Source organism: Shewanella halotolerans, assembly GCF_019457535.1.
In the GTDB taxonomy this organism is placed as follows: Bacteria; Pseudomonadota; Gammaproteobacteria; order Enterobacterales; family Shewanellaceae; genus Shewanella; species Shewanella halotolerans.
The window spans coordinates 3,120,227-3,140,253 of sequence record NZ_CP080417.1 but is presented as its reverse complement, the minus strand read 5'-3'; the positions used below and the strand labels follow the sequence as shown (position 1 = coordinate 3,140,253).

Below are 20,027 nucleotides of genomic sequence, written 5' to 3'. Positions count from 1 at the left end.
CCCTATATGGCCTTTCTGCATTAGCCTTGCTATGCACTGAGACAAGCCAGTTAAATAAACCTAATAACGTCCCCGAGTTTTCAGGCCTAACTTAATTCTGATTTGAACCGAGCTACAGGCCTTCCAGGTGACTGGTATACAAAACATGGGGCGGCATGATGCCGTGGAGCCCCTCTTCGCGCTGCATGTAGAGGATGAAGGCCTGGGGCAGGGTGAGCGCCTCAATGGATTCCTGTTGCTCGGCTCTGAGCAGGTCCTGATAGCCTTCCTTGCCCGACGCTGTGTAGGCCGAGGATACCCCGCTATACATGCGGTCAGGCATCACGCTGTGCCACTGCATCTCGCCGGCAATTTCGGTCAAGATCTCCAATTGGAGGATGCGGGTGCCCAGCGGCTGCCTACCGTCATAACAATATTTGAGGCCATAGGTGTAGGGGAAGCTGCCGGCGCCCGTGCCGGTAATGCTGTTGTTGGTGGCCGAATTGATGGCCGACTCCAGGGTCTGATACAGGTAGCGGCCCAAGATGCGATATTTCACCAGGGGTAGGGCGAAGGGCAGCAGGCGCCCTAGCACGTCGGCCATGGTCACTGTGCCCTTGTTGAGGGACTGCCTGACGCCGCCGGCATTGTGCAGGGCAAAGTCCACTTGAAGATCGAGCCTGCGGGTCTCATGATAGATACTCTTGCAGACCCAGGGGGCGATTTCGCTGCCATGGGGCAGCGCCTTGCTGGGCAGGCGGGTGTGGATCAAGTTTTTTGGCACAAATCCCAGCACCTGATGCTCCAGGGCGTCGATGGCCGGGCGATAGCGCTGGGCAATCACCTGATTAATCTCGCTTAGCTCCTCATCCCACAATCCCTCATTCCACAGCACGCCAGGATGCGACATGAGCTGCTGCTTCAGCGCGTTGTAGGTAGCGGCGGTGACCTCTTGCTCCCCTTCGATGATCAGATGCTCATCGAGCATGAAGTAGTTGTGTCCGGCAAGCTTTGTAACACGCCCCTTGTCGTCAAATTCAATGTCGCACAGCCCGAGGGTTTCGGCGTACTTGCCTGCATGTAAAACAGGCGTGTCTTCCACGCGGTAGCCATAGGGTAGGGCGTTGATGCCGATAGCGCTAAAGTCGCCCTGCAGGGTATGTGAGTGACCGCCGACGATTAGACTGATGCCGGGGACTTCTCGGGCTAATTCTTTATCTTTATCCCAACCTAGATGGCTTAGCACCAAGATATGATCTATACCGTCGGCCTTTAACTTGGCTACCGTGTTGGCTGTGGTCGCTATGGCGTTGGCAAAGTGGGTATCTTCATCTGGCCTGGCGATCTCTTTCATCTGATCCAGGGTGATCCCTATGATGGCGATCTGCTTGTCGCCTAGGGGCTTTAGCAGCACCTTGGCCATCTGGCGCTCGGGAATATAATCAAATAGCTTGGGGTGCCCGGCGAGTCTATCTTGCTTTAAGGGATCTTCCAAGCTGAGATCCATGTTGCCGGCGAGCAGAGGAAAGTTAATGGTATCGAGAAACCGTTTTACCGGTTGATTGCCTGCGTCTATCTCATGGTTACCCAGCACCATGGCATCTGGTGCGAGACGGTTGAGCAGATCGGCGTTGGCCACCCCCTTAAACTGATTGAAATAGAGGGTGCCCTGAAAGCTGTCGCCCCCATGCAGAAACAGAAAATCTTGCCCGGCATCTGCCGCTTGCTGACGCGCCTGCTGCACCTGATAGTCGATCCTGGCATAACCACCGCTGTGGCTATAGACCTCATAACTTTGTTGCTCATGGGTGAGCAGAAATTGAACGCGTGAAGGATCGAAGTGAGAGTGGGTGTCGTTGATGTGTGCAAGCTTGAGCGGATATCTGTTGGTCATGTAGGCTCCATCTGTGAGGCGGGCAAGTATACCTCAGCGGGGGTTAAATGAAAAAGGGAAGCATTCGCTTCCCTTTGTTAACTTTTCTTAAGCTACTCACATGAGCTAGCTGAGTGAGTTACTTATTCAAGTTACTTGCTCACCTTATCCAGAGGTTCTGTCTCAGAGACGCTGGCCTCTTGCGGCTCGCTCTTCGGCGCTTCGTCGTCTTCTGACGAGCCCTCATCCGAGATGCGTATCCCCTTATGAGTCATGCGGCGTTTCCACAGGCGTCTCGCTAGTTGCTGCATGTCGGTCACAGGGTCGTTGCTGTCGACAATCTCAAGGCCCAGCAGGGACTCGATGATATCCTCCAGGGTGACTATGCCTAGGCCACTGCCGTATTCGTCCACCACCATGGCGATCTTGGTGTTGCGCTTAATCATCAGCTGGAACAGTGGCAAGATCTTGGCCGTTTCCGGCACGATAACCAGGTTACGGCGCACCGCCGAGATAGGCGCCTGAGGCGTGTCCCGCTCCGACAACAAGATAGTGTTGCGGTTGACATAACCCAGAATATTGTCGCGATCGCCATCGAACACCGGGATACGGGTAAAGGGGCTCTTCTTATGCAGCTTGGCAAACTCGGTCTGGGTCATGGTCGCTGGCACGCTGAACATCACGGTTCTCGGCGTCATGATGGCGGTAACCGGCATCTCCTTGACCGACAACATCTGCGTTAGAATCATAGATTCCTGCTCGTCCAGCTCGCCCGATTCATGGCCTATCTTAGCCATGGCGCTCATCTCCTGGCGAATGTATTGGCCATCGTCGCCCTTACCCAGCTTGCGAGTCACCTGCTGTGACATCCAGATCAGCGGCTTAGTGATGCGCTCCATCCATAGAAGCACCAGCGATACACTTGGAGCCAGGCTGCGCCAGTAGTTTGCACCCAGTGTCTTAGGGATAATCTCGGAGAAGAAGAGGATCAAGAAGGTCAGTACGCCCGAGAAGACACCCAGCATCTCATCGCCAAACACCTTTGCGGCCTGCGCACCGGCAACGGCGGCACCCACGGTATGGGCGATAGTGTTCAGGGTCAAGATAGAGACCAGTGGCGATTCCACATTCTCCTTCTGGTGGCTCAAACGTTCGGCCGCCGCGGGATGGGTTTCTTTCAGGTTCGCGATAAAGCTAGGGGTAACAGACAGAAGCACGGCTTCGAATACACTACAGAGAAAAGAGATCCCGATAGCGACAAAGACAATAACAATAAGGGTTATCATGGGGGAGGTAAAACAACTCCAGGTAGCAAGCCAATATTAGCTTGGGAGGGATTCTAGCATAGTCTATTTCCTTACTGGCTAAAATTTATTGATATCTGTATAATTCGCCGCCCTGTGGCAGGTTTTGGTGTTGAGGTTAGTCAAAATGAGTGAAAAAAAGATCAATTTATTGGATCTCGATCGTAAGGGGTTGAGAGCGCTATTTACCGAGATGGGTGAAAAGCCATTTCGTGCCGATCAATTGATGAAGTGGCTTTATCATTTTGGCGTCAGTGACTTCGAGCAAATGACCAACATCAACAAGGTGTTACGTGCCAAACTGGCCGCGCGTTGTGAGGTGGTGGCGCCCGAGATCTCCAGCTACCAGAAGTCTGCCGATGGCACCATCAAGTTCGCCATCAACGTGGGTAATGGTCAAGAAGTCGAAACCGTCTACATCCCAGAAGAGGACCGTGCCACCCTGTGTGTCTCTTCTCAGGTTGGTTGCGCCCTTGAGTGTACCTTCTGCTCGACCGCCCAGCAGGGCTTTAACCGTAACCTTACCGTGTCAGAGATTGTCGGCCAGATCTGGCGTGTATCCCACTTCCTCGGTTTCCAGAAAGAGACCGGCGAGCGTCCTATCTCCAACGTGGTGATGATGGGCATGGGTGAGCCGCTGCTGAACCTGAAAAACGTCATGCCGGCTATCGACATCATGCTCGATGACTTCGGCTTCAGCCTCTCTAAGCGCCGGGTGACCGTCTCTACCTCGGGCGTGGTGCCTGCGCTGGATATCTTAGGTGATAACCTGGATGTGGCGCTGGCGGTAAGTATTCACGCGCCAAACGATGAGCTGCGTGATGTGCTGGTACCGGTCAACAAGAAGTATCCGCTGCAGGAGTTCCTGGCGGCGATCCGTCGTTACCTGGCCAAGTCCAACGCCAACCGCGGCCGCGTGACCCTGGAATATGTGATGCTTGATCATATCAACGACAGCACAGATCAGGCTCATGAGCTGGCCAAGTTGATGAAGGATACCCCTTGTAAGATCAACCTGATCCCTTTTAACCCTTATCCTGGGTCGCCATACGGGCGTTCATCGAACTCACGTATCGACAGATTCTCTAAGGTGCTGATGGAATATGGTCTGACGGTGATCGTTCGTAAGACTCGCGGAGACGATATTGACGCGGCCTGTGGCCAGTTAGCCGGAGATATTCGCGACCGAACCAAACGTTTAGCGAAAAAACGCATGCAAGATAGTCAGATTTCAGTCACAATAAACTAACTTATTGTATCTGCTACTAGATAGGCTTGCGAATGTTAAGCAAAAAGCCAACACTGACCCTGTTAGTCATCCTGACTTCGGCACTGATGTCAGGATGCGTGACTGAAAGAACTTACAGTGGCACAGATGTGCCCGTTCAAGAGCGTACCTTCGACAATGTTTCTGCCGCCCGCCAACGGGTGCAGCTGGGTCTGACCTATCTGCAGAAAGGCAACAGCGAACAAGCCAAGTACAACCTGGATAAGGCGCTCGAGTTTGCGCCTAACATCGAAGATGTACACGTGGCATTAGCCTATTACTATCAATCGGTTGGTGAATTAGAACTGACCGAGAAGGCATATCGTAACGCCATCAATGCCAGCGATGCCAGCGGCGACTCCATGAATAACTTCGGTGTGTTCCTCTGCCAGCAGGCAAAGTACGATCAAGCCGAAGAGATGTTTCTTCGGGCGGTAAAAATGCCCAAATACACCCGTTCGGCCTCCAGCTATGAGAACCTGGGGATCTGTAGCCGCAAGTCGGGTGACCTGCAAAAAGCACAACGCTACTTCGAGATGGCACTTAATTATGACCCGCGTCGTGCCAACTCCCTATTAGAACTGTCTGAGATCGAGTTGGATCTGGGGAACTACTCCGCCGCCAAGAAAGGCTTGGCGCGTTACCATAGAGTAGTGCCCGAATCGGCTCAGAGTTTGGCGTTGGGAATTAAAATTGAGCAAGGCCTAAATGACCCTGAAGCGATGAGAAAATTTGGCATTCTTCTCCTGGCTAAGTTTCCCGCTTCTAATGAGGCCAAGCAATATAGAGCAAGCATGCACTAATGACTGATAATCAAATCGATATGCTCAAGGATGATGCTGAGAAACCAAAGGAAACCGGTGAAACACTGGGCCAGTGGTTAAAGGCGGCGCGTGAGTCGCGCCAGATGACTTTAGCCAGCGTGGCCGAGCAACTCAATCTGCGCCCATCGATTGTTCAAGATCTCGAGGCGGACAACTATGACAACATAGCGTCGGCGACCTATGTCAAAGGCTATGTGAAGAATTATGCCCGTATCCTGGGGCTGGAGATGGCCAAGGTGGATGCCTACCTGGCCGAAAGCTTTCCCGTGGTCAGCGCGCCCACCATGCAGAGCTTCTCCCGCAAGACGACGCGCCAGGCCAGAGACGGCCGCCTGATGCTGGTGACATATCTCATCATCTTCGTCTTGTTGGCCCTGCTGGTACTCTGGTGGGTACAAAAGTCCGCCATGGTGGCCGATCTAGACCTTTCCAAGCCGTCGGTGGAAGAAACTGCAGAGCTCTCGACCCTGGCGGCCTCGTCTGAGCCTATGCTAGCTCAAGACCCACAGGCAGGCACAGGTATCGAGATGCCAAGAGAGCAAGCTGCGCCTGATCAAGCTGTGACTGATCAAACAATGGCGGAGCAATCTACCAGTGCACAGCCGACAGGCGAACAGGCTGAAAACCTGGCATCCGAGGCTGGCTCGACAGCTGAGACTGGCGTAGCGCTGGAAGTGACTAACCCAAATTCCCAAGCAGATGAACCCCTTAAGAGCGCGGACGATGCCGTGTTGGCTCTGAGTCTGAGCGGTGATTGCTGGATAAAGGTGACCGATGCCGACGGCAAGGTGCTGGTCAATGGCCTCAAGCTGGCAGGCAAAGAGATGAATGTCTTTGGTCAGGCGCCGTTTAAGGTTATATTGGGGGCGCCTCAGTCGCTGACCATGCGTCTCAATGGTGAACAAGTTGATTTGGCCAAGTATCCCAGTGGCCGAGTTGCCAGACTGACGGTCGGTAGCGCCGTCAATCTTTGAAGTAAAAGAGTGAATTAAGATGTACAACGAGTCCCCAATCATTCGCCGCCCTTCGACACGCATCTATGTGGGCGATGTGCCCATCGGTGATGGCGCGCCAATCGCCGTGCAATCTATGACCAACACCCGCACCACAGATGTGGAGGCCACGGTGGCTCAGATCCGCGCACTGGAAAATGTCGGCGCCGATATCGTACGTGTCTCTGTGCCCACCATGGATGCCGCCGAGGCGTTCAAGGTGATCAAGCAGCAGACTAAGATCCCCCTGGTTGCCGATATCCATTTCGATTACCGTATCGCCCTGAAAGTGGCGGAATATGGCGTGGATTGTCTGCGTATCAACCCGGGCAACATAGGCAACGAAGAGCGCATCCGCAGCGTGGTGGAGTGTGCCCGCGACAAGAATATTCCCATCCGTATCGGTGTTAACGGTGGTTCATTAGAGAAAGATCTGATGGACAAGTACAAGGAGCCGACGCCGCAGGCCTTGCTGGAATCGGCCATGCGCCATGTGGATATTCTCGACAGACTCAATTTCGACCAGTTTAAGGTGAGTGTGAAGGCATCAGACGTCTTCCTGGCGGTAGAGTCCTACCGCCTGCTGGCCAAACAGATTCAGCAGCCGCTGCACCTTGGGATCACCGAGGCCGGTGGCGCCCGCGCCGGCGCCGTGAAGTCGGCCGTTGGCCTTGGCATGTTGCTGGCCGAGGGGATTGGCGACACCCTGCGTATCTCGCTGGCTGCCGATCCCGTTGAGGAGATCAAGGTCGGTTTCGACATCCTCAAATCCCTGCGTATTCGCTCGCGCGGCATCAACTTCATCGCCTGCCCATCTTGCTCGCGTCAGGAGTTCGATGTGATAGCCACAGTGAACGAGCTTGAGCGTCGCCTGGAAGATGTGGTGACTCCTATGGATGTCTCCATCATAGGTTGTGTGGTCAATGGTCCGGGCGAAGCCCTGGTATCGGATATTGGCCTGACCGGCGGTAATCGTAAGAGCGGCTACTATGATGATGGCGTGCGCCAGAAAGAGCGTTTCGACAATGAGCATATCGTCGATCAGCTCGAGGCGAAGATCCGCGCCAAGGTCGCCAGCGTCGACGCGCGTATTCCGACTACCGATATCACGGAATAACCCTTTGTTTGCTGCGCAGAAGATGGGGCTTTTAGCCCCGTTTGTGGCGCAGCTCACTGGCGCGCCGCGCCGGTTTTGCGTTTATTGTTGATGCGCCTATAATGCGAGGCGCTTTTTTATTTTTTACAGCTAAATTTCGGACGAGTTGATACAGTGGCAAAACAGATTCAAGCGATTCGCGGAATGAACGATATTCTGCCGACCCAGAGCCCGCTATGGCAAAAACTAGAAGCAGTGTTGCGTGATACCGTTGCGGCCTATGGTTACAGCGAGATCCGCACTCCTATCGTAGAGAGTACCGACCTGTTCAAACGTTCCATCGGCGAAGTGACAGATATCGTCGAGAAAGAGATGTATACCTTTGCCGATCGCAATGGCGATCTGCTGACGCTGCGCCCTGAAGGCACAGCCTCTACCGTGCGTGCGGGTAACGAGCATGGCCTGCTTTACAATCAAGAGCAGCGCCTGTGGTACATGGGTCCCATGTTCCGTCACGAGCGTCCACAGAAGGGGCGCTACCGTCAATTTAACCAGTTCGGTGTCGAGGTCTATGGCATCGCCTCGGCCGATATCGACGCCGAAGTGCTGATGATGTCCCATCGCCTGTGGCAGAAGCTAGGCATTAGCAAGCATGTGAAGCTGGAGCTGAACACCCTGGGGGATGCCGATGAGCGCGCGGCCTACCGTGACGCCCTGGTCGCCTTCCTAGAGCAGCATAAGGAGAAGCTGGACGAAGACAGCCAGCGCCGCATGTATTCAAATCCGCTACGTGTGCTCGACAGCAAGAACCCAGATGTGCAGGCGCTGCTGGGTGATGCTCCGGCACTGATGGATTACCTTGGCGAAGAAAGTCGCGGCCATTTTGCACATTTGTGTGAACTACTTGAAACCGTTGGCATCCAATACGAAATTAACCCTCGTCTGGTGCGCGGTTTAGATTACTATAACCGCACCGTATTCGAGTGGGTCACCGACAGCCTAGGTGCCCAGGGAACCGTGTTGGCCGGTGGTCGTTACGACGGCCTGGTCGGTCAGCTGGGTGGCAAAGACACCCCGGCGGTAGGTTTCGCAATGGGACTCGAGCGCATCGTATTGATGCTGGAGACACTGGCGCTGACCGACGATGTATCCGGCCCGGTGGATGTGTATGTTACGGCCATGGGCGATGATTGCCGTGTGGCGGCCATCAAGGTAGCGCAGCAGTTACGTGAAGTAGACGGCCTTAAGGTGATGAGTCACTGCGGCGGCGGTAACTTTAAGAAGCAGATGAAACGTGCCGATAAGAGCGGCGCCAAACTTGCCATAGTGATCGGCGAGACTGAACTGGCCAATGGTCAGGTGGCGCTTAAATATCTGCGTGAAGAGAAAGAACAAGAATTGGTTGCACAGGATTCGTTAGCAGCTTACGTTGCAGAACTGATTTAAAGAGGAAGAGAAACGTGGAAATTTATAGCACAGAAGAACAACAAGTCGATGCTATCAAACAGTTCTGGAAAGACTATGGCAACTCGATTGTCATAGGTGCAGTGGTAGGCCTGGGTGGCCTTTACAGCTGGAACTACTATTCAGATTACAAGGTGGCTCAGGCAGAAGAAGCCTCTGAAGCCTTCCAAACCATCAGCAACTCGGTCAAAGCCGATTCGAGCATGTTGGCAGCTGCCGAGAGCTTTGCTAAGGACCACGACGGTCAGCAGGGCTATCAGGCGCTGCTGCAACTTATCGTGGCTAAGGCCGCGGTAGAAGCCGGTGAGCTGGATAAGGCCGAGCAGGCCCTTAAGCAGATTCTGGTCAGCAAGCCTGAAGAAGGTCTGGTTGCGATTGCGACATTGCGTCTTGCCCGCGTACAGGCAGAGCAAGGTCAGCTGGCAACGGCACTGGCAACTCTGGAGCAGCTTAACACGCCTTCGTTTGCCGTACAGCGTGATGAATTAAAAGGTGATTTCCTGGTACGCCAAGGCGAGGCCGACAAGGCAAAGAGCGCCTATCAGTCAGCCCTGGATAATGGCGGAGCAACTTCAAGCCCAGCCTTACAGATGAAGCTAGATAACCTGAACAAGGCATAAGGAAGCTGCCCATGAAGTCTTGGTGCAAAACATTACTGGCTTGCAGCTTGAGCCTGGGGTTGCTGTCGGCCTGTTCTTCAAACGATGTTGAGGAAGAGCCGGTAAGCCCGCTGCCGCAGATTGAGGCGAGCGTTTTCCCCGAGGTGAGCTGGAGTGCCTCTGTCGGCAGTGGTGTGGGTGATTACTACTCTAAGATCCGTCCGGCGGTGCGCTACGGCAAGCTGTTCGTCATGGATCGTTACGGTGAAGTCGCCGCCTACGATGAAGCCACAGGCGAGCAGGTCTGGTCGCTGGAGATCAGCTCCTGGTTTAAAGAGGGTGCCTTGTCTAAGAACAAGGGCGCGCGTCTCTCCTCAGGCATTACCGCCGCCCGTAACAAGGTGTTCTTCGGTGGTGAGAGTGGCCTGCTGGGCGCCGTCGATGCCGAAACCGGCGAGATGGTCTGGCATGTGACTGCGGGCGGTGAGCTGCTGTCGGCGCCAACTGTAGGCGAAGATGTGGTGGTGGTTCACACCAGCACTGGCGCCCTTGAAGCCTATAACGTCGATGACGGCAAACAGCTTTGGGTCTACGAGAGCAAGTTGCCAACCCTGACTCTAAGGGGCACAGGTTCTGCTGCCTATGAGGCAGGTGGCTTCTTCGTCGGCACCGCCGATGGCAAGATCGCGGTTGTGGTGAAAAGCAACGGTCAGGCCGCCTGGGAGCAGCCTATCTATACGCCAAAGGGGGGGAACGAGTTTACCCGTATGGCCGACGTGGATATGAAGCCACTTATCGTGGGCGAGAACATCTATGCGGTGAGCTATAACGGTAACCTAGTTTCCATGGAGCTGCGTACAGGCCGTGTGGTCTGGAGCCGTAAATATTCTAGCTTTAACGAGTTGGCTTCGGCCGGTCTGAACCTTTACCTGGTCGATGACCACGGCCGCGTGTATGCGGTCGATAAGCGTAACGGCCTTGAAAGCTGGAGCAACAGTGAGCTGACTAACCGCGAATTGACCTCGCCAGTGGTCTTTAAAGACTACCTGGTGGTGGGCGATTTCGAAGGCTATCTGCATTTCATCGATCGCACGTCAGGCAAGCTGGTGGGCCGCGTCGAAGTGGATAGTTCAGGTTTATTTAGCCAGCCACTGGTAATAGATGATAAGATCTACGTCCAGAGTCGCGGCGGCAAGGTAGCAAGAATTACGCTTCCCTAAGGCGAGCTTTAACAGTTTTTAAAGCCCCTGGACCTTGTGCTGGGGGCTTTTTATTTAAGATATTCAGATAGATTTGTAGATTAGAGGCAAAAAAATGATTCCAGTTGTGGCCCTGGTAGGCCGACCAAACGTAGGTAAGTCGACCCTGTTCAATCGTCTTACGCGCACCAGAGACGCCTTGGTAGCTGACTACCCAGGTCTGACTCGGGATCGTAAGTATGGTCGTGCACATCTATCTGGTTACGAATTTATCGTGGTGGATACCGGCGGTATCGACGGCACCGAAGAGGGGATCGAGACCCGCATGGCAGAGCAGTCGCTGGCGGCGATCGAAGAAGCCGATGTGGTGCTCTTTCTCACCGACGCCCGCGCGGGTCTGACGGCCGCCGACGAGGCGATCGCCGAGCACTTACGCCGCCGCGAGAAGACCACCTTTGTGGTAGCCAACAAGGTCGATGGTATCGACGCCGACTCTGCCTGTGGCGAGTTCTGGGCCCTGGGCCTGGGTGAGGTCTATCAAATGGCAGCCGCCCAAGGGCGCGGCGTGACCAACATGATCGAATACGCGCTGACCCCTTACGCCGAAGCCATGGGGCTGACCCGAGACGGCGAGGGCGAAGAGGAAGCCGACGAGCGTCAATATACAGAGGAAGAGGCCGAGGCCGAGCAGCAGCGTCTGCAGGACTTGCCGATCAAGCTGGCGATTATCGGTAAGCCTAACGTGGGCAAGTCGACCCTGACGAACCGTATTCTGGGTGAAGAGCGCGTCGTGGTTTACGATGAGCCGGGCACGACCCGTGACAGTATCTATATCCCGCTGGAGCGCGATGGTCAGGAATATGTGATCATCGACACCGCGGGAGTGCGTCGTCGCAGCAAGGTGCACGAGACAGTCGAGAAGTTCTCTGTGATCAAGACCCTCAAGGCGGTAGAAGACGCCAACGTGGTGCTCTTGGTGGTCGATGCCCGCGAGGGTATCGCCGAGCAAGACTTAGGCCTGCTGGGCTTTGCCCTGAACGCGGGGCGCGCCTTGGTGATTGCCGTGAACAAGTGGGACGGCATCGATCAGGACGTGAAAGAGCGCGTGAAGAGTGAGCTCGACCGTCGTCTGGGCTTTATCGATTTTGCCCGTATTCACTTCATCTCGGCGCTGCACGGCACGGGTGTGGGTCACCTGTTCGAGTCGGTAGAGGAAGCCTACGAGAGCGCCACACGCCGCGTGAGCACCTCTATGTTGACCCGCATCATGCAGATGGCTCAGGACGATCACCAGCCACCGCTGGTGAACGGTCGCCGCGTCAAGCTGAAATACGCCCACGCCGGTGGTTACAACCCGCCAATCGTGGTGATCCATGGTAACCAGGTGAAGAAGCTGCCGGATTCTTACAAGCGTTTCATGATGAACTACTACCGTCGTTCACTCAAGGTGATGGGTACGCCGATTCAGGTACGCTTCCAGGAAGGGGGCAACCCGTTCGAGGGCCTGAACACCAAGAAGCTGACGGTGAGCCAGGAGCGTCGCCGCAAGCGCATGATGAGTCACATCAAAGACAAGAAGAAATAATTTTCTCCGTCTCACTAATAAAGGTCAGCCAAAGTGCTGGCCTTTTTGTTATCTTTTCTTAGAAAGGTTTTATCCGTCTAAATTCTATTTTGTTAGTGTTATATATCTACTCTCTTGTGGTATCTAGCTTGTTGAGCTGTCTGGCGTTAACTAAGTCGAGTCTTTATAGTGAGGCCAACTATACTCAAAGGTGCAGTATTTAAGGTAGTTTAACTCACCTGAGGATAGTGTTATGAAACACCAACAACCCCTGCTGCTTGCCGCCACGCTGGCTCTCTTGGCCGGCGCCGCCCAGGCCGCAGATAAACAGGCCTTACTGGAAGACGCGCTCAATGCCGCGCCGCCAACCCTGAGGGATAAGGTCACAGTGATGGACTGGGACAATAATGTTCTGCAAAAAGGTAGTGTCGACTATACCTGTTTCCCCACCCCGCCTAGTCTGCAAGGCACGGCGCCCATGTGTATGGATGGGCCCTGGATGGAATGGGCCGACGCCTGGATGAACAAGAAGCCGTTTCAGGCCAAGGCAGTGGGTATTTCCTATATGCTGGCCGGTGATGGCGGCGCGAGCAATACCGATCCCTACGCCGAGGGCGAAACCAAAGACAATCAGTGGATCGTCGAAGGGCCGCACCTGATGATCATCATGCCGGATCCCGCCTTGCTCGACAGCCTGCCTACAGACCCTTATGCCGGTGGTCCCTATGTGATGTGGAAGGGCACTCCCTACGCGCACATCATGGTGCCTGTGGGGCCGAGAAAATAGGCCTTCGATTTTATTGAGTTGCTAAATACTCATTTTAACGCCCGTAAGGGCGTTTTTTATGTGAGGGTTAAACTACCGTCGATTGCACCTCGCCATCGACCAGCTTAGTAGTGAGGCGATCGCCCGTGCGGACATCTTGCGCGCTGTGCAGCACCTTGCCCTGTGCGTCGAGTGTGATGCTATAGCCACGGCTCAGGGTCGCCAGTGGGCTGACGGTCTCCAGCTGATGGGCGGCATATTGCAGGGATTTTTCTGCCGAGTTGAGTCTGGCCTGCATGGCGCTGTGTAATCTTTGGTTCTGGTGGCTCAGACGGCTGGCGGCCAAGGCCAGTTGATGGCTGGGAGAGACCTGGTTTAATCTGGCGTGCAGGGACTGCTGACGGCGCTCCATCTGGTGTAGCTTACCGGTTAAGGCGGCGCCGAGCCTGAGTTGCAGCTCGTCAAAGCGCTGCTCATATTGTTGCAGGCGGCGTTTGGGATCCTGACGCTCTAACCTGTGGTGCAGCTGGCTGAAACGCTGGGCCTGTTTCAGGCCATAGTGTTGCCAGCCCTGCTTGAGGCGTGTCATGGCCATCCTGAGTTTGTCGGCCTTGCTGAGCGCATCCTGAGACAACAGCTCGGCCGCCGCCGAAGGGGTGGGGGCACGCAGGTCGGCGACATAGTCGCTGATGGTGGTATCCACCTCGTGGCCCACGGCCGAAACGACGGGCAGGGCGCTGTTATAGATGGTATGAGCCAGGGCTTCGCTGTTGAAACACCAGAGATCTTCCAGTGAGCCGCCGCCTCGGGTGAGCAGCAACACATCCACTTCCATCCTGTCGTTGGCCTGCATGATGGCATGACACAGAGACTTATCGGCATGCTCTCCCTGTACCTGGCTAGGGTAGATGATCACCTCGATAGAGGGGTCGCGCCGCTTGAGTACATGCAGCACGTCTCTGATGGCCGCGCCCGTGGCCGAGGTGACCACCCCGATGCGTTGAATGTTGCTCGGCAACGGCCGCTTGGTGTCGGCGGCAAATAGGCCTTCGGCGGCCAGCTTCATCTTGAGGGCTTCATATTGCTGAGCCAGCAGGCCATCGCCGGCGGGGAGCATGGAGTCGATGATCAGCTGATAGTCGCCCCTGGGCTCATAGACGCTGATGGCGCCCTTGACCAACACCTGCTGGCCATTGGCCGGACGGAAGGTGACGGCGCGATTGCGGCCCTTAAACATGGCGGCGCGGATCTGGGCGTAATTGTCTTTGAGGGTGAGATACCAGTGCCCCGAGCTGGGCGCCGAAAAATTGGATATTTCCGCTTCGAGCCAGACTTTACCCAGTTCACCCTCGAGTAATTGCCTCACTTCTCCATTGAGGCGCGACACGGTGTAAACATTATTTTTCGGCATTTTCATAGGTTTTTTGCTACTAAAGCGACTTTTTTACTATTTTCCATTTACCACGCCCAATATGCAAGGTATAATCCCGCCGCAATATTTTACCTCTTATATCACCTACATGGGGAGATGTTGCCATGCTACGTTTAAAAAAAGAAGCACTAACCTTTGATGATGTGTTGCTTGTTCCTGCACACTCGACCGTACTCCCTAACACTGCCGTTCTCAAGACTCGCTTAACCCAAAAGATCGAACTCAATATGCCTATCGTGTCTGCAGCCATGGATACCGTGACTGAAGCGCGCCTTGCCATCGCTATGGCACAGGAAGGTGGTATTGGTTTCATCCATAAAAATATGAGCATAGAGCAGCAGGCCGAGCAAGTTCGCCAAGTAAAGATCTATGAAGCCGGTATCGTTCAGCAACCTGTAACGGTCACGCCTAATACCACACTTGAGCAGCTGAAAGTCCTGACCGAGAAGAACGGCTTTGCGGGTTATCCTGTGGTTGACGAAGCCAATGAGTTGGTGGGCATCATCACGGGCCGTGACGTACGTTTCATCACCGACTGGTCTCGCACCGTCGACCAGGTGATGACACCTAAAGAGCGTCTGGTGACTGTACCTGAAGGTACGCCGCTGGATGAAGTGCAGAAGCTGATGCACGCTCACCGCGTCGAGAAGGTACTGGTCGTCGACGGTGACTTCAGACTCAAAGGCCTGATCACAGTTAAAGATTTCCAAAAAGCGGAAGAGAAGCCAAACGCCTGTAAAGATGAGTTGGGTCGTCTACGTGTCGGCGCCGCCGTAGGTGCCGGTGCCGGTAACGAAGCCCGTGTCGACGCCCTGGTGAAAGCCGGTATCGACGTGCTACTTATCGATTCATCTCACGGCCACTCTGAAGGCGTTCTTCAGCGTATTCGCGACACCCGCGCCAAGTACCCAGATCTACAGATCGTCGGTGGTAACGTAGCCACGGCCGAAGGCGCCCTGGCACTGGTCGAAGCCGGTGTGAACGCCGTTAAGGTAGGTATTGGCCCTGGCTCTATTTGTACTACACGTATCGTCACCGGTGTGGGTGTGCCGCAGATCACCGCAGTATCTGACGCTGCAGCCGCCGTTAAGCACTTAGATATTCCTGTTATCGCCGATGGCGGTATCCGCTTCTCAGGCGACTTAGCTAAAGCGCTGGCTGCCGGTGCATCATGCATCATGGCAGGTTCTATGTTTGCCGGTACCGACGAGGCGCCAGGTGAAACTGAGCTATACAATGGTCGTGCTTATAAGTCTTATCGTGGCATGGGCTCTCTGGGCGCGATGACGCAAGGCTCTTCTGACCGTTACTTCCAAAGCGATAACGCCGCCGACAAGCTGGTACCCGAGGGTATCGAGGGTCGCGTACCATACAAGGGTAAGCTCAAAGAGATCATCCACCAGTACATGGGTGGCCTGCGTTCATGCATGGGCCTCACAGGTTGTCCTACCATTAAAGATCTTAATGAGAAGGCGGAGTTTGTTAAGGTAACCTCGGCGGGTATGGGTGAGTCCCACGTTCACGACGTGACCATCAGCAAAGAAGCGCCTAACTATCGTAGCCGTTCTTAATTATTGAAATCAGGCAGTGTCATTGAAAAATACACTGCCTTTTCTTAAGCCGGGTCTTAATAAATGACATTGGCGAAAAATCTGAAAGATAAAAGGTAAAGCATGAGCAACATTCATGATCATAAGATCCTCATACTCGATTTTGGATCTCAGTACACGCAATTGATTGCCCGCCGTATCCGTGAGATCGGTGTCTACTGTGAGCTTTGGGCCTGGGATGTGTCTGAAGAGCAGATCAAAGCCTTTGCGCCTAACGGCATCATCTTGGCCGGTGGCCCAGAGAGCGTCACCGCCGACAACTCGCCTCGTGCACCTGAATATGTGTTTAACGCCGGCGTACCAGTACTCGGCATCTGCTACGGCATGCAGACCATGTCAGAGCAGCTGGGGGGCAAGGTGATCCAAGGCGTAGGCGAAGGTGAATTCGGTTATGCCCAGGTAGAAGTTCAGGCGGCATCTGAACTGTTCAAGAGCATCGAAGATGCGGTCAGCGACAGCGGCAAGGCGCTGCTTGACGTCTGGATGAGCCATGGTGACAAGGTTTCTGAGATCCCTGAAGGCTTCGTGACTGTGGCTAAGACAGACACCTGTCCTTATGCCGCAATGGCCAACGAAGAGAAGCGTTTTTACGGCGTTCAGTTCCACCCAGAGGTGACTCACACCCGTCAGGGCAAGCGTATGCTGGAGCATTTCGCTCTGGATATCTGTCAGTGTGAGGCCAACTGGAAACCTTCTTCTATCATCGAAGACGCGGTTGCTCGTATCAAGGAGCAGGTCGGCGATGACGAGGTTATCCTGGGTCTGTCTGGTGGTGTCGATTCTTCTGTTGTGGCCATGCTGCTACACCGTGCTATCGGCAGCAAGCTGACCTGTGTGTTTGTGGACAACGGTCTGCTGCGTCTGAACGAGGCCGACCAGGTACTTGAGATGTTCGGCGACCACTTCGGCCTCAATATCGTTCATGTCGACGCCGAATCGCGCTTCCTCGACGCGCTGGCCGGTGAAGCCGAGCCAGAAGCCAAGCGTAAGATCATCGGCAAGGTGTTTGTCGATATCTTCGACGAAGAGTCACGCAAGTGCGTTAACGCCAAGTGGCTGGCTCAAGGCACCATTTATCCAGACGTTATCGAGTCTGCAGGCAGTGCTACCGGTAAGGCCCACGTGATCAAGTCACACCATAACGTTGGCGGTCTGCCAGACGATATGGAGCTGGGTCTGGTCGAGCCGCTACGTGAGCTGTTTAAGGATGAAGTGCGTAAGATAGGTCTCGAGCTGGGTCTGCCGTACAACATGCTTTACCGTCACCCATTCCCTGGCCCAGGCCTTGGGGTACGTGTACTGGGCGAAGTGAAGAAAGAGTACTGTGACCTGCTACGCCGCGCCGATGCTATCTTCATTGAAGAGCTGCACAAGGCCGACCTGTACAACAAGGTGAGCCAGGCCTTTACCGTCTTCCTGCCGGTTCGCAGTGTTGGCGTGATGGGCGATGGCCGTAAGTACGACTGGGTAGTATCCCTGCGTGCGGTGGAAACCATCGACTTCATGACGGCGCATTGGGCACATCTACCATACGATTTCCTCGGCAGAGTCTCAAACCGTATCATCAATGAGATCGACGGCATCTCTCGCGTGGTTTACGATATCTCAGGTAAGCCACCTGCAACCATCGAGTGGGAATAATCCCGCGATAAGATGTGTTGAGAGATAGAAAGGGGGCATAGCGATATGCCCTTTTTTATTTGAGTGGCATTAGGTTCCAGCTAGTAGAGTAAGCCGTTAACGCTGACGAGGCAGCGGCCTTTTGGGCCGAAACGATAGAGATCAGATGAGTAACCCGATAGAGAAGCAAACCAGCCTGGATGAGCAGGCGGTAAAAGATGAAGCCTATATGCGCCAAGCCATGGCGCTGGCCGCCCAGGCCGAGTTGCGGGGCGAGGTGCCGGTGGGCGCCCTCCTAGTGAAAGATGATAGTGTGATTGCCACAGGCTTCAACCTCAGTATCTGCCGCCATGACGCCAGTGCCCACGCCGAGATGGAGTGCATTCGTGCCGCGGGCCAGGTGGTGGAAAACTATCGTTTGCTGGATACCACCCTCTACGTGACCCTAGAGCCCTGCGCCATGTGCGCTGGTGCCATGGTGCATGCCAGAATTGGTCGATTGGTGTTTGGCGCGGCGGATCTCAAGACGGGCGCGGCCGGTAGCGTGGTGGATCTGGTGCGCAGCAGCGCATTTAATCATCAGTTGGAGGTGACCGCTGGGGTGCTGGCCGAGGATTGCGGCCAGCAGCTCAGCGCCTTCTTTCGCCGGCGGCGTCAGGAGAAGAAGGCACTTAAAATGGCAGAAAAAAAACAAGGGCAATAGGCCCTTGTTTTTTTTATGAGTTGTTCGCTTGTTTTGGTTGAGCCTTGATTAGTCGATTGGACTCAGGCTGCCAGGTTGCTTGATGAAGGTGAAGAACTGCTTCTGTCGGTTGATGGTGTGCTGGTGGCGTATCTTAAGCAGGGTTCTTCGCCGTGAAGATAGATTGTTTAAGGTTTTTTTTCTCATGATGAACCTCCGTTAGGCCGTTACCCAGATAATCACAGGCCGCGTCATATCTAGTTGGGCTGCGCGGCAGAAATCTCGCTTTGTGATTGTTTTTCGGCCGTTTGTTGTTGCGCTTCCATCACCTCATCTTGTAATTGTTGATTCTGATTGTCAATCCATACCAAGGTGTCGTAGTAGCGCCTGATGTTATCCACGTAGTGAACCGCCTCGCTGCCTCGGGCATAGCCGTAGCGGGTCTGCTTGTAGTATTTACGTTTCTGCAGCAGGGGCAATACCTTTTTCAGATCGCGCCAGGCACTGGGATTCAGCCCCATAGATTGTGCCAGCTTGCGGGCATCTTCCACATGGCCATAGCCTATGTTGTAGGAGGCCAGGGCAAACCACATGCGCTGATTCTCCGGAATCGACTCAGGCAGACGATTGAGAATGTCGCTCAGGTATTTGGCGCCGCCGCGAATGCTCTGCTCCGGGTCGAGACGGTTGTCTATCCCCATCTGCTTGGCGGTGGGCAGGGTGAGCATCATCATGCCGCGCACACCTGTGGGCGAGCGGGCATTGGGGTTCCAATGGGACTCCTGATAGGCGGTCGCCGCCAGCTTACGCCAGTCGAGATCGCCGGCATATTCGACGAAGTTGTCGCGGTACTTGGGCAGCCGGCTATCTATGGCCCGCAGGAAGGCGCGGGTGTCCACATAATCGAAGCGCTTCACATGGGCGAAATATTTCTCGTTCAGGTGGGCCAGGGTGCCGGCTCTTTTTTCCTGATGCCAGAAGCTAAGCAGATCGCTCATCAGCTGATCACTGCCGTTTGGCGGCAGCAGCCAGACCACGGCCTGTCCCTCTCGTAACACAGGTCCGGCCCTAAGCTCAGGCATGTAGCGGCGGTTGATCTCGAAGGTGGTCGAATCGGCGATGGTGTAGCTAATCTCGTCGCGGGCGATCATCGCCAGCAGCTCTTCGCTGTCCTTGTCCCACTGCTGATCCCAAACCAGCTCGGGATAGAGTTTTTGCATCTCTGCCAGGGTCTCGATAAAGGAGGAGTCTGAGATCACGGTAATGTTGTCATCCAGCTGACTCACATCCGTTGGGTACTTGGCGCCCTGTTTGTAGACCAGCACCTGATTAACATAGTAGAGCGGCGGCCCCAGCCTGAACTGCTCCCGGCGGCTCTGGGTATCGGCGAGCCCTGCGGCGATCAGGTCTATCTCACCATTTCGCATCGCCTGGTAGAGATCGCTGATGGTGGGGTAGGGCTGCATGTTGAGCGTGAGGCCCTGATGTTTGGCGAAGCGCTCGGCCATCTCATAGTCGAAGCCAGCGGGCCCCTGACCCGTGGTGACATAGATCTGCGCGCCGTAGAGAGTGCCCACATTGAGCTGGGTTTTCGGCTGGGTTTCAACCGTTTTTGCTGCGTCCACCCGCTCGCCCTGACAAGCTGTCAGTAGCGATACACAGAATAGAATCAGCAGGAAACTTCTCATTAAGTTACTATTTTTTAATCCGTTTTATAAAACGCGGCCGATGATTATATCACAAGCTGGTCAAAGGC

The 20,027-nt window shown here is 54.7% G+C and carries 17 protein-coding genes; 12 read left to right on the top strand and 5 right to left on the bottom strand.

The genetic code is table 11. From position 1 onward, the window contains the following. Positions 1 to 112: 112 nt before the first annotated feature. Positions 113 to 1,873: a bifunctional metallophosphatase/5'-nucleotidase gene (locus K0H81_RS13625; protein ID WP_220058671.1), complete on the bottom strand. Its 1,761-nt coding sequence runs from the start codon at positions 1,871 to 1,873 to the stop codon at positions 113 to 115. Between the two features lie 131 nt (positions 1,874 to 2,004). Further along, a complete protein-coding gene (locus tag K0H81_RS13620) occupies positions 2,005 to 3,138 on the bottom strand; it encodes a CNNM domain-containing protein (RefSeq protein ID WP_220058670.1) in 1,134 nt (377 codons plus the stop codon). A gap of 145 nt (positions 3,139 to 3,283) precedes the next feature. Here K0H81_RS13620 and rlmN point away from each other — a divergent pair, with 145 nt between their 5' ends. The 9 genes from rlmN (at position 3,284) to K0H81_RS13575 (ending at position 12,948) form a co-directional block, all read left to right on the top strand. After that, positions 3,284 to 4,405: a dual-specificity RNA methyltransferase RlmN gene (gene rlmN, locus K0H81_RS13615; protein ID WP_144203467.1), complete on the top strand. Its 1,122-nt coding sequence runs from the start codon at positions 3,284 to 3,286 to the stop codon at positions 4,403 to 4,405. 32 nt (positions 4,406 to 4,437) lie between these two features. Beyond that, complete coding sequence (gene pilW, locus K0H81_RS13610) at positions 4,438 to 5,226, top strand: type IV pilus biogenesis/stability protein PilW (protein WP_011865090.1); 789 nt, start codon at positions 4,438 to 4,440, stop codon at positions 5,224 to 5,226. Further along, positions 5,226 to 6,221: a RodZ domain-containing protein gene (locus tag K0H81_RS13605; protein ID WP_220058669.1), complete on the top strand. Its 996-nt coding sequence runs from the start codon at positions 5,226 to 5,228 to the stop codon at positions 6,219 to 6,221. Before pilW ends, K0H81_RS13605 begins: the two co-directional genes overlap by 1 nt. Positions 6,222 to 6,240: 19 nt before the next feature. Further along, positions 6,241 to 7,356, top strand: coding sequence for a flavodoxin-dependent (E)-4-hydroxy-3-methylbut-2-enyl-diphosphate synthase (gene ispG, locus K0H81_RS13600; RefSeq protein WP_144203471.1), 1,116 nt, complete (start codon positions 6,241 to 6,243; stop codon positions 7,354 to 7,356). A 153-nt stretch (positions 7,357 to 7,509) separates the two neighbouring features. Then, on the top strand, positions 7,510 to 8,781 hold the full coding sequence (gene hisS, locus K0H81_RS13595) for a histidine--tRNA ligase (RefSeq protein ID WP_220058668.1): 1,272 nt from the start codon (positions 7,510 to 7,512) through the stop codon (positions 8,779 to 8,781). 14 nt (positions 8,782 to 8,795) lie between these two features. Next, a complete protein-coding gene (locus K0H81_RS13590; protein ID WP_220058667.1) occupies positions 8,796 to 9,419 on the top strand; it encodes a tetratricopeptide repeat protein in 624 nt (207 codons plus the stop codon). Between the two features lie 11 nt (positions 9,420 to 9,430). Then, positions 9,431 to 10,618, top strand: a complete 1,188-nt coding sequence (gene bamB, locus K0H81_RS13585; protein WP_220058666.1) for an outer membrane protein assembly factor BamB — start codon at positions 9,431 to 9,433, stop codon at positions 10,616 to 10,618. A gap of 94 nt (positions 10,619 to 10,712) precedes the next feature. After that, positions 10,713 to 12,182, top strand: a complete 1,470-nt coding sequence (gene der, locus K0H81_RS13580) for a ribosome biogenesis GTPase Der (RefSeq protein ID WP_144203480.1) — start codon at positions 10,713 to 10,715, stop codon at positions 12,180 to 12,182. A 232-nt stretch (positions 12,183 to 12,414) separates the two neighbouring features. Then, positions 12,415 to 12,948: a hypothetical protein gene (locus K0H81_RS13575; RefSeq protein WP_011865097.1), complete on the top strand. Its 534-nt coding sequence runs from the start codon at positions 12,415 to 12,417 to the stop codon at positions 12,946 to 12,948. A 67-nt stretch (positions 12,949 to 13,015) separates the two neighbouring features. Here the strand turns inward: K0H81_RS13575 and xseA are convergent, their stop codons facing one another. After that, positions 13,016 to 14,344, bottom strand: coding sequence for an exodeoxyribonuclease VII large subunit (gene xseA / locus K0H81_RS13570; protein ID WP_220058665.1), 1,329 nt, complete (start codon positions 14,342 to 14,344; stop codon positions 13,016 to 13,018). A 119-nt stretch (positions 14,345 to 14,463) separates the two neighbouring features. Between xseA and guaB the strand changes: the two genes are divergently transcribed. From guaB to tadA, 3 genes are all read left to right on the top strand, one after another. Continuing rightward, positions 14,464 to 15,930, top strand: a complete 1,467-nt coding sequence (gene guaB / locus K0H81_RS13565; protein ID WP_011865099.1) for an IMP dehydrogenase — start codon at positions 14,464 to 14,466, stop codon at positions 15,928 to 15,930. Between the two features lie 102 nt (positions 15,931 to 16,032). Continuing rightward, positions 16,033 to 17,610: a glutamine-hydrolyzing GMP synthase gene (gene guaA / locus K0H81_RS13560; protein ID WP_011865100.1), complete on the top strand. Its 1,578-nt coding sequence runs from the start codon at positions 16,033 to 16,035 to the stop codon at positions 17,608 to 17,610. 145 nt (positions 17,611 to 17,755) lie between these two features. After that, positions 17,756 to 18,292 carry a tRNA adenosine(34) deaminase TadA gene (gene tadA, locus K0H81_RS13555; protein ID WP_220058664.1) on the top strand — a complete coding sequence of 179 codons (537 nt, stop codon included), beginning with the start codon at positions 17,756 to 17,758 and terminating at the stop codon, positions 18,290 to 18,292. 48 nt (positions 18,293 to 18,340) lie between these two features. Here the strand turns inward: tadA and K0H81_RS13550 are convergent, their stop codons facing one another. Both K0H81_RS13550 and mltF read right to left on the bottom strand, forming a co-directional pair. Continuing rightward, positions 18,341 to 18,478: a hypothetical protein gene (locus K0H81_RS13550; RefSeq protein WP_186300638.1), complete on the bottom strand. Its 138-nt coding sequence runs from the start codon at positions 18,476 to 18,478 to the stop codon at positions 18,341 to 18,343. Between the two features lie 50 nt (positions 18,479 to 18,528). Next, the gene (gene mltF, locus K0H81_RS13545) at positions 18,529 to 19,959 is read right to left on the bottom strand and encodes a membrane-bound lytic murein transglycosylase MltF (protein ID WP_220058663.1); all 1,431 of its coding nucleotides are present in this window, start codon (positions 19,957 to 19,959) and stop codon (positions 18,529 to 18,531) included. Positions 19,960 to 20,027: the final 68 nt, after the last annotated feature.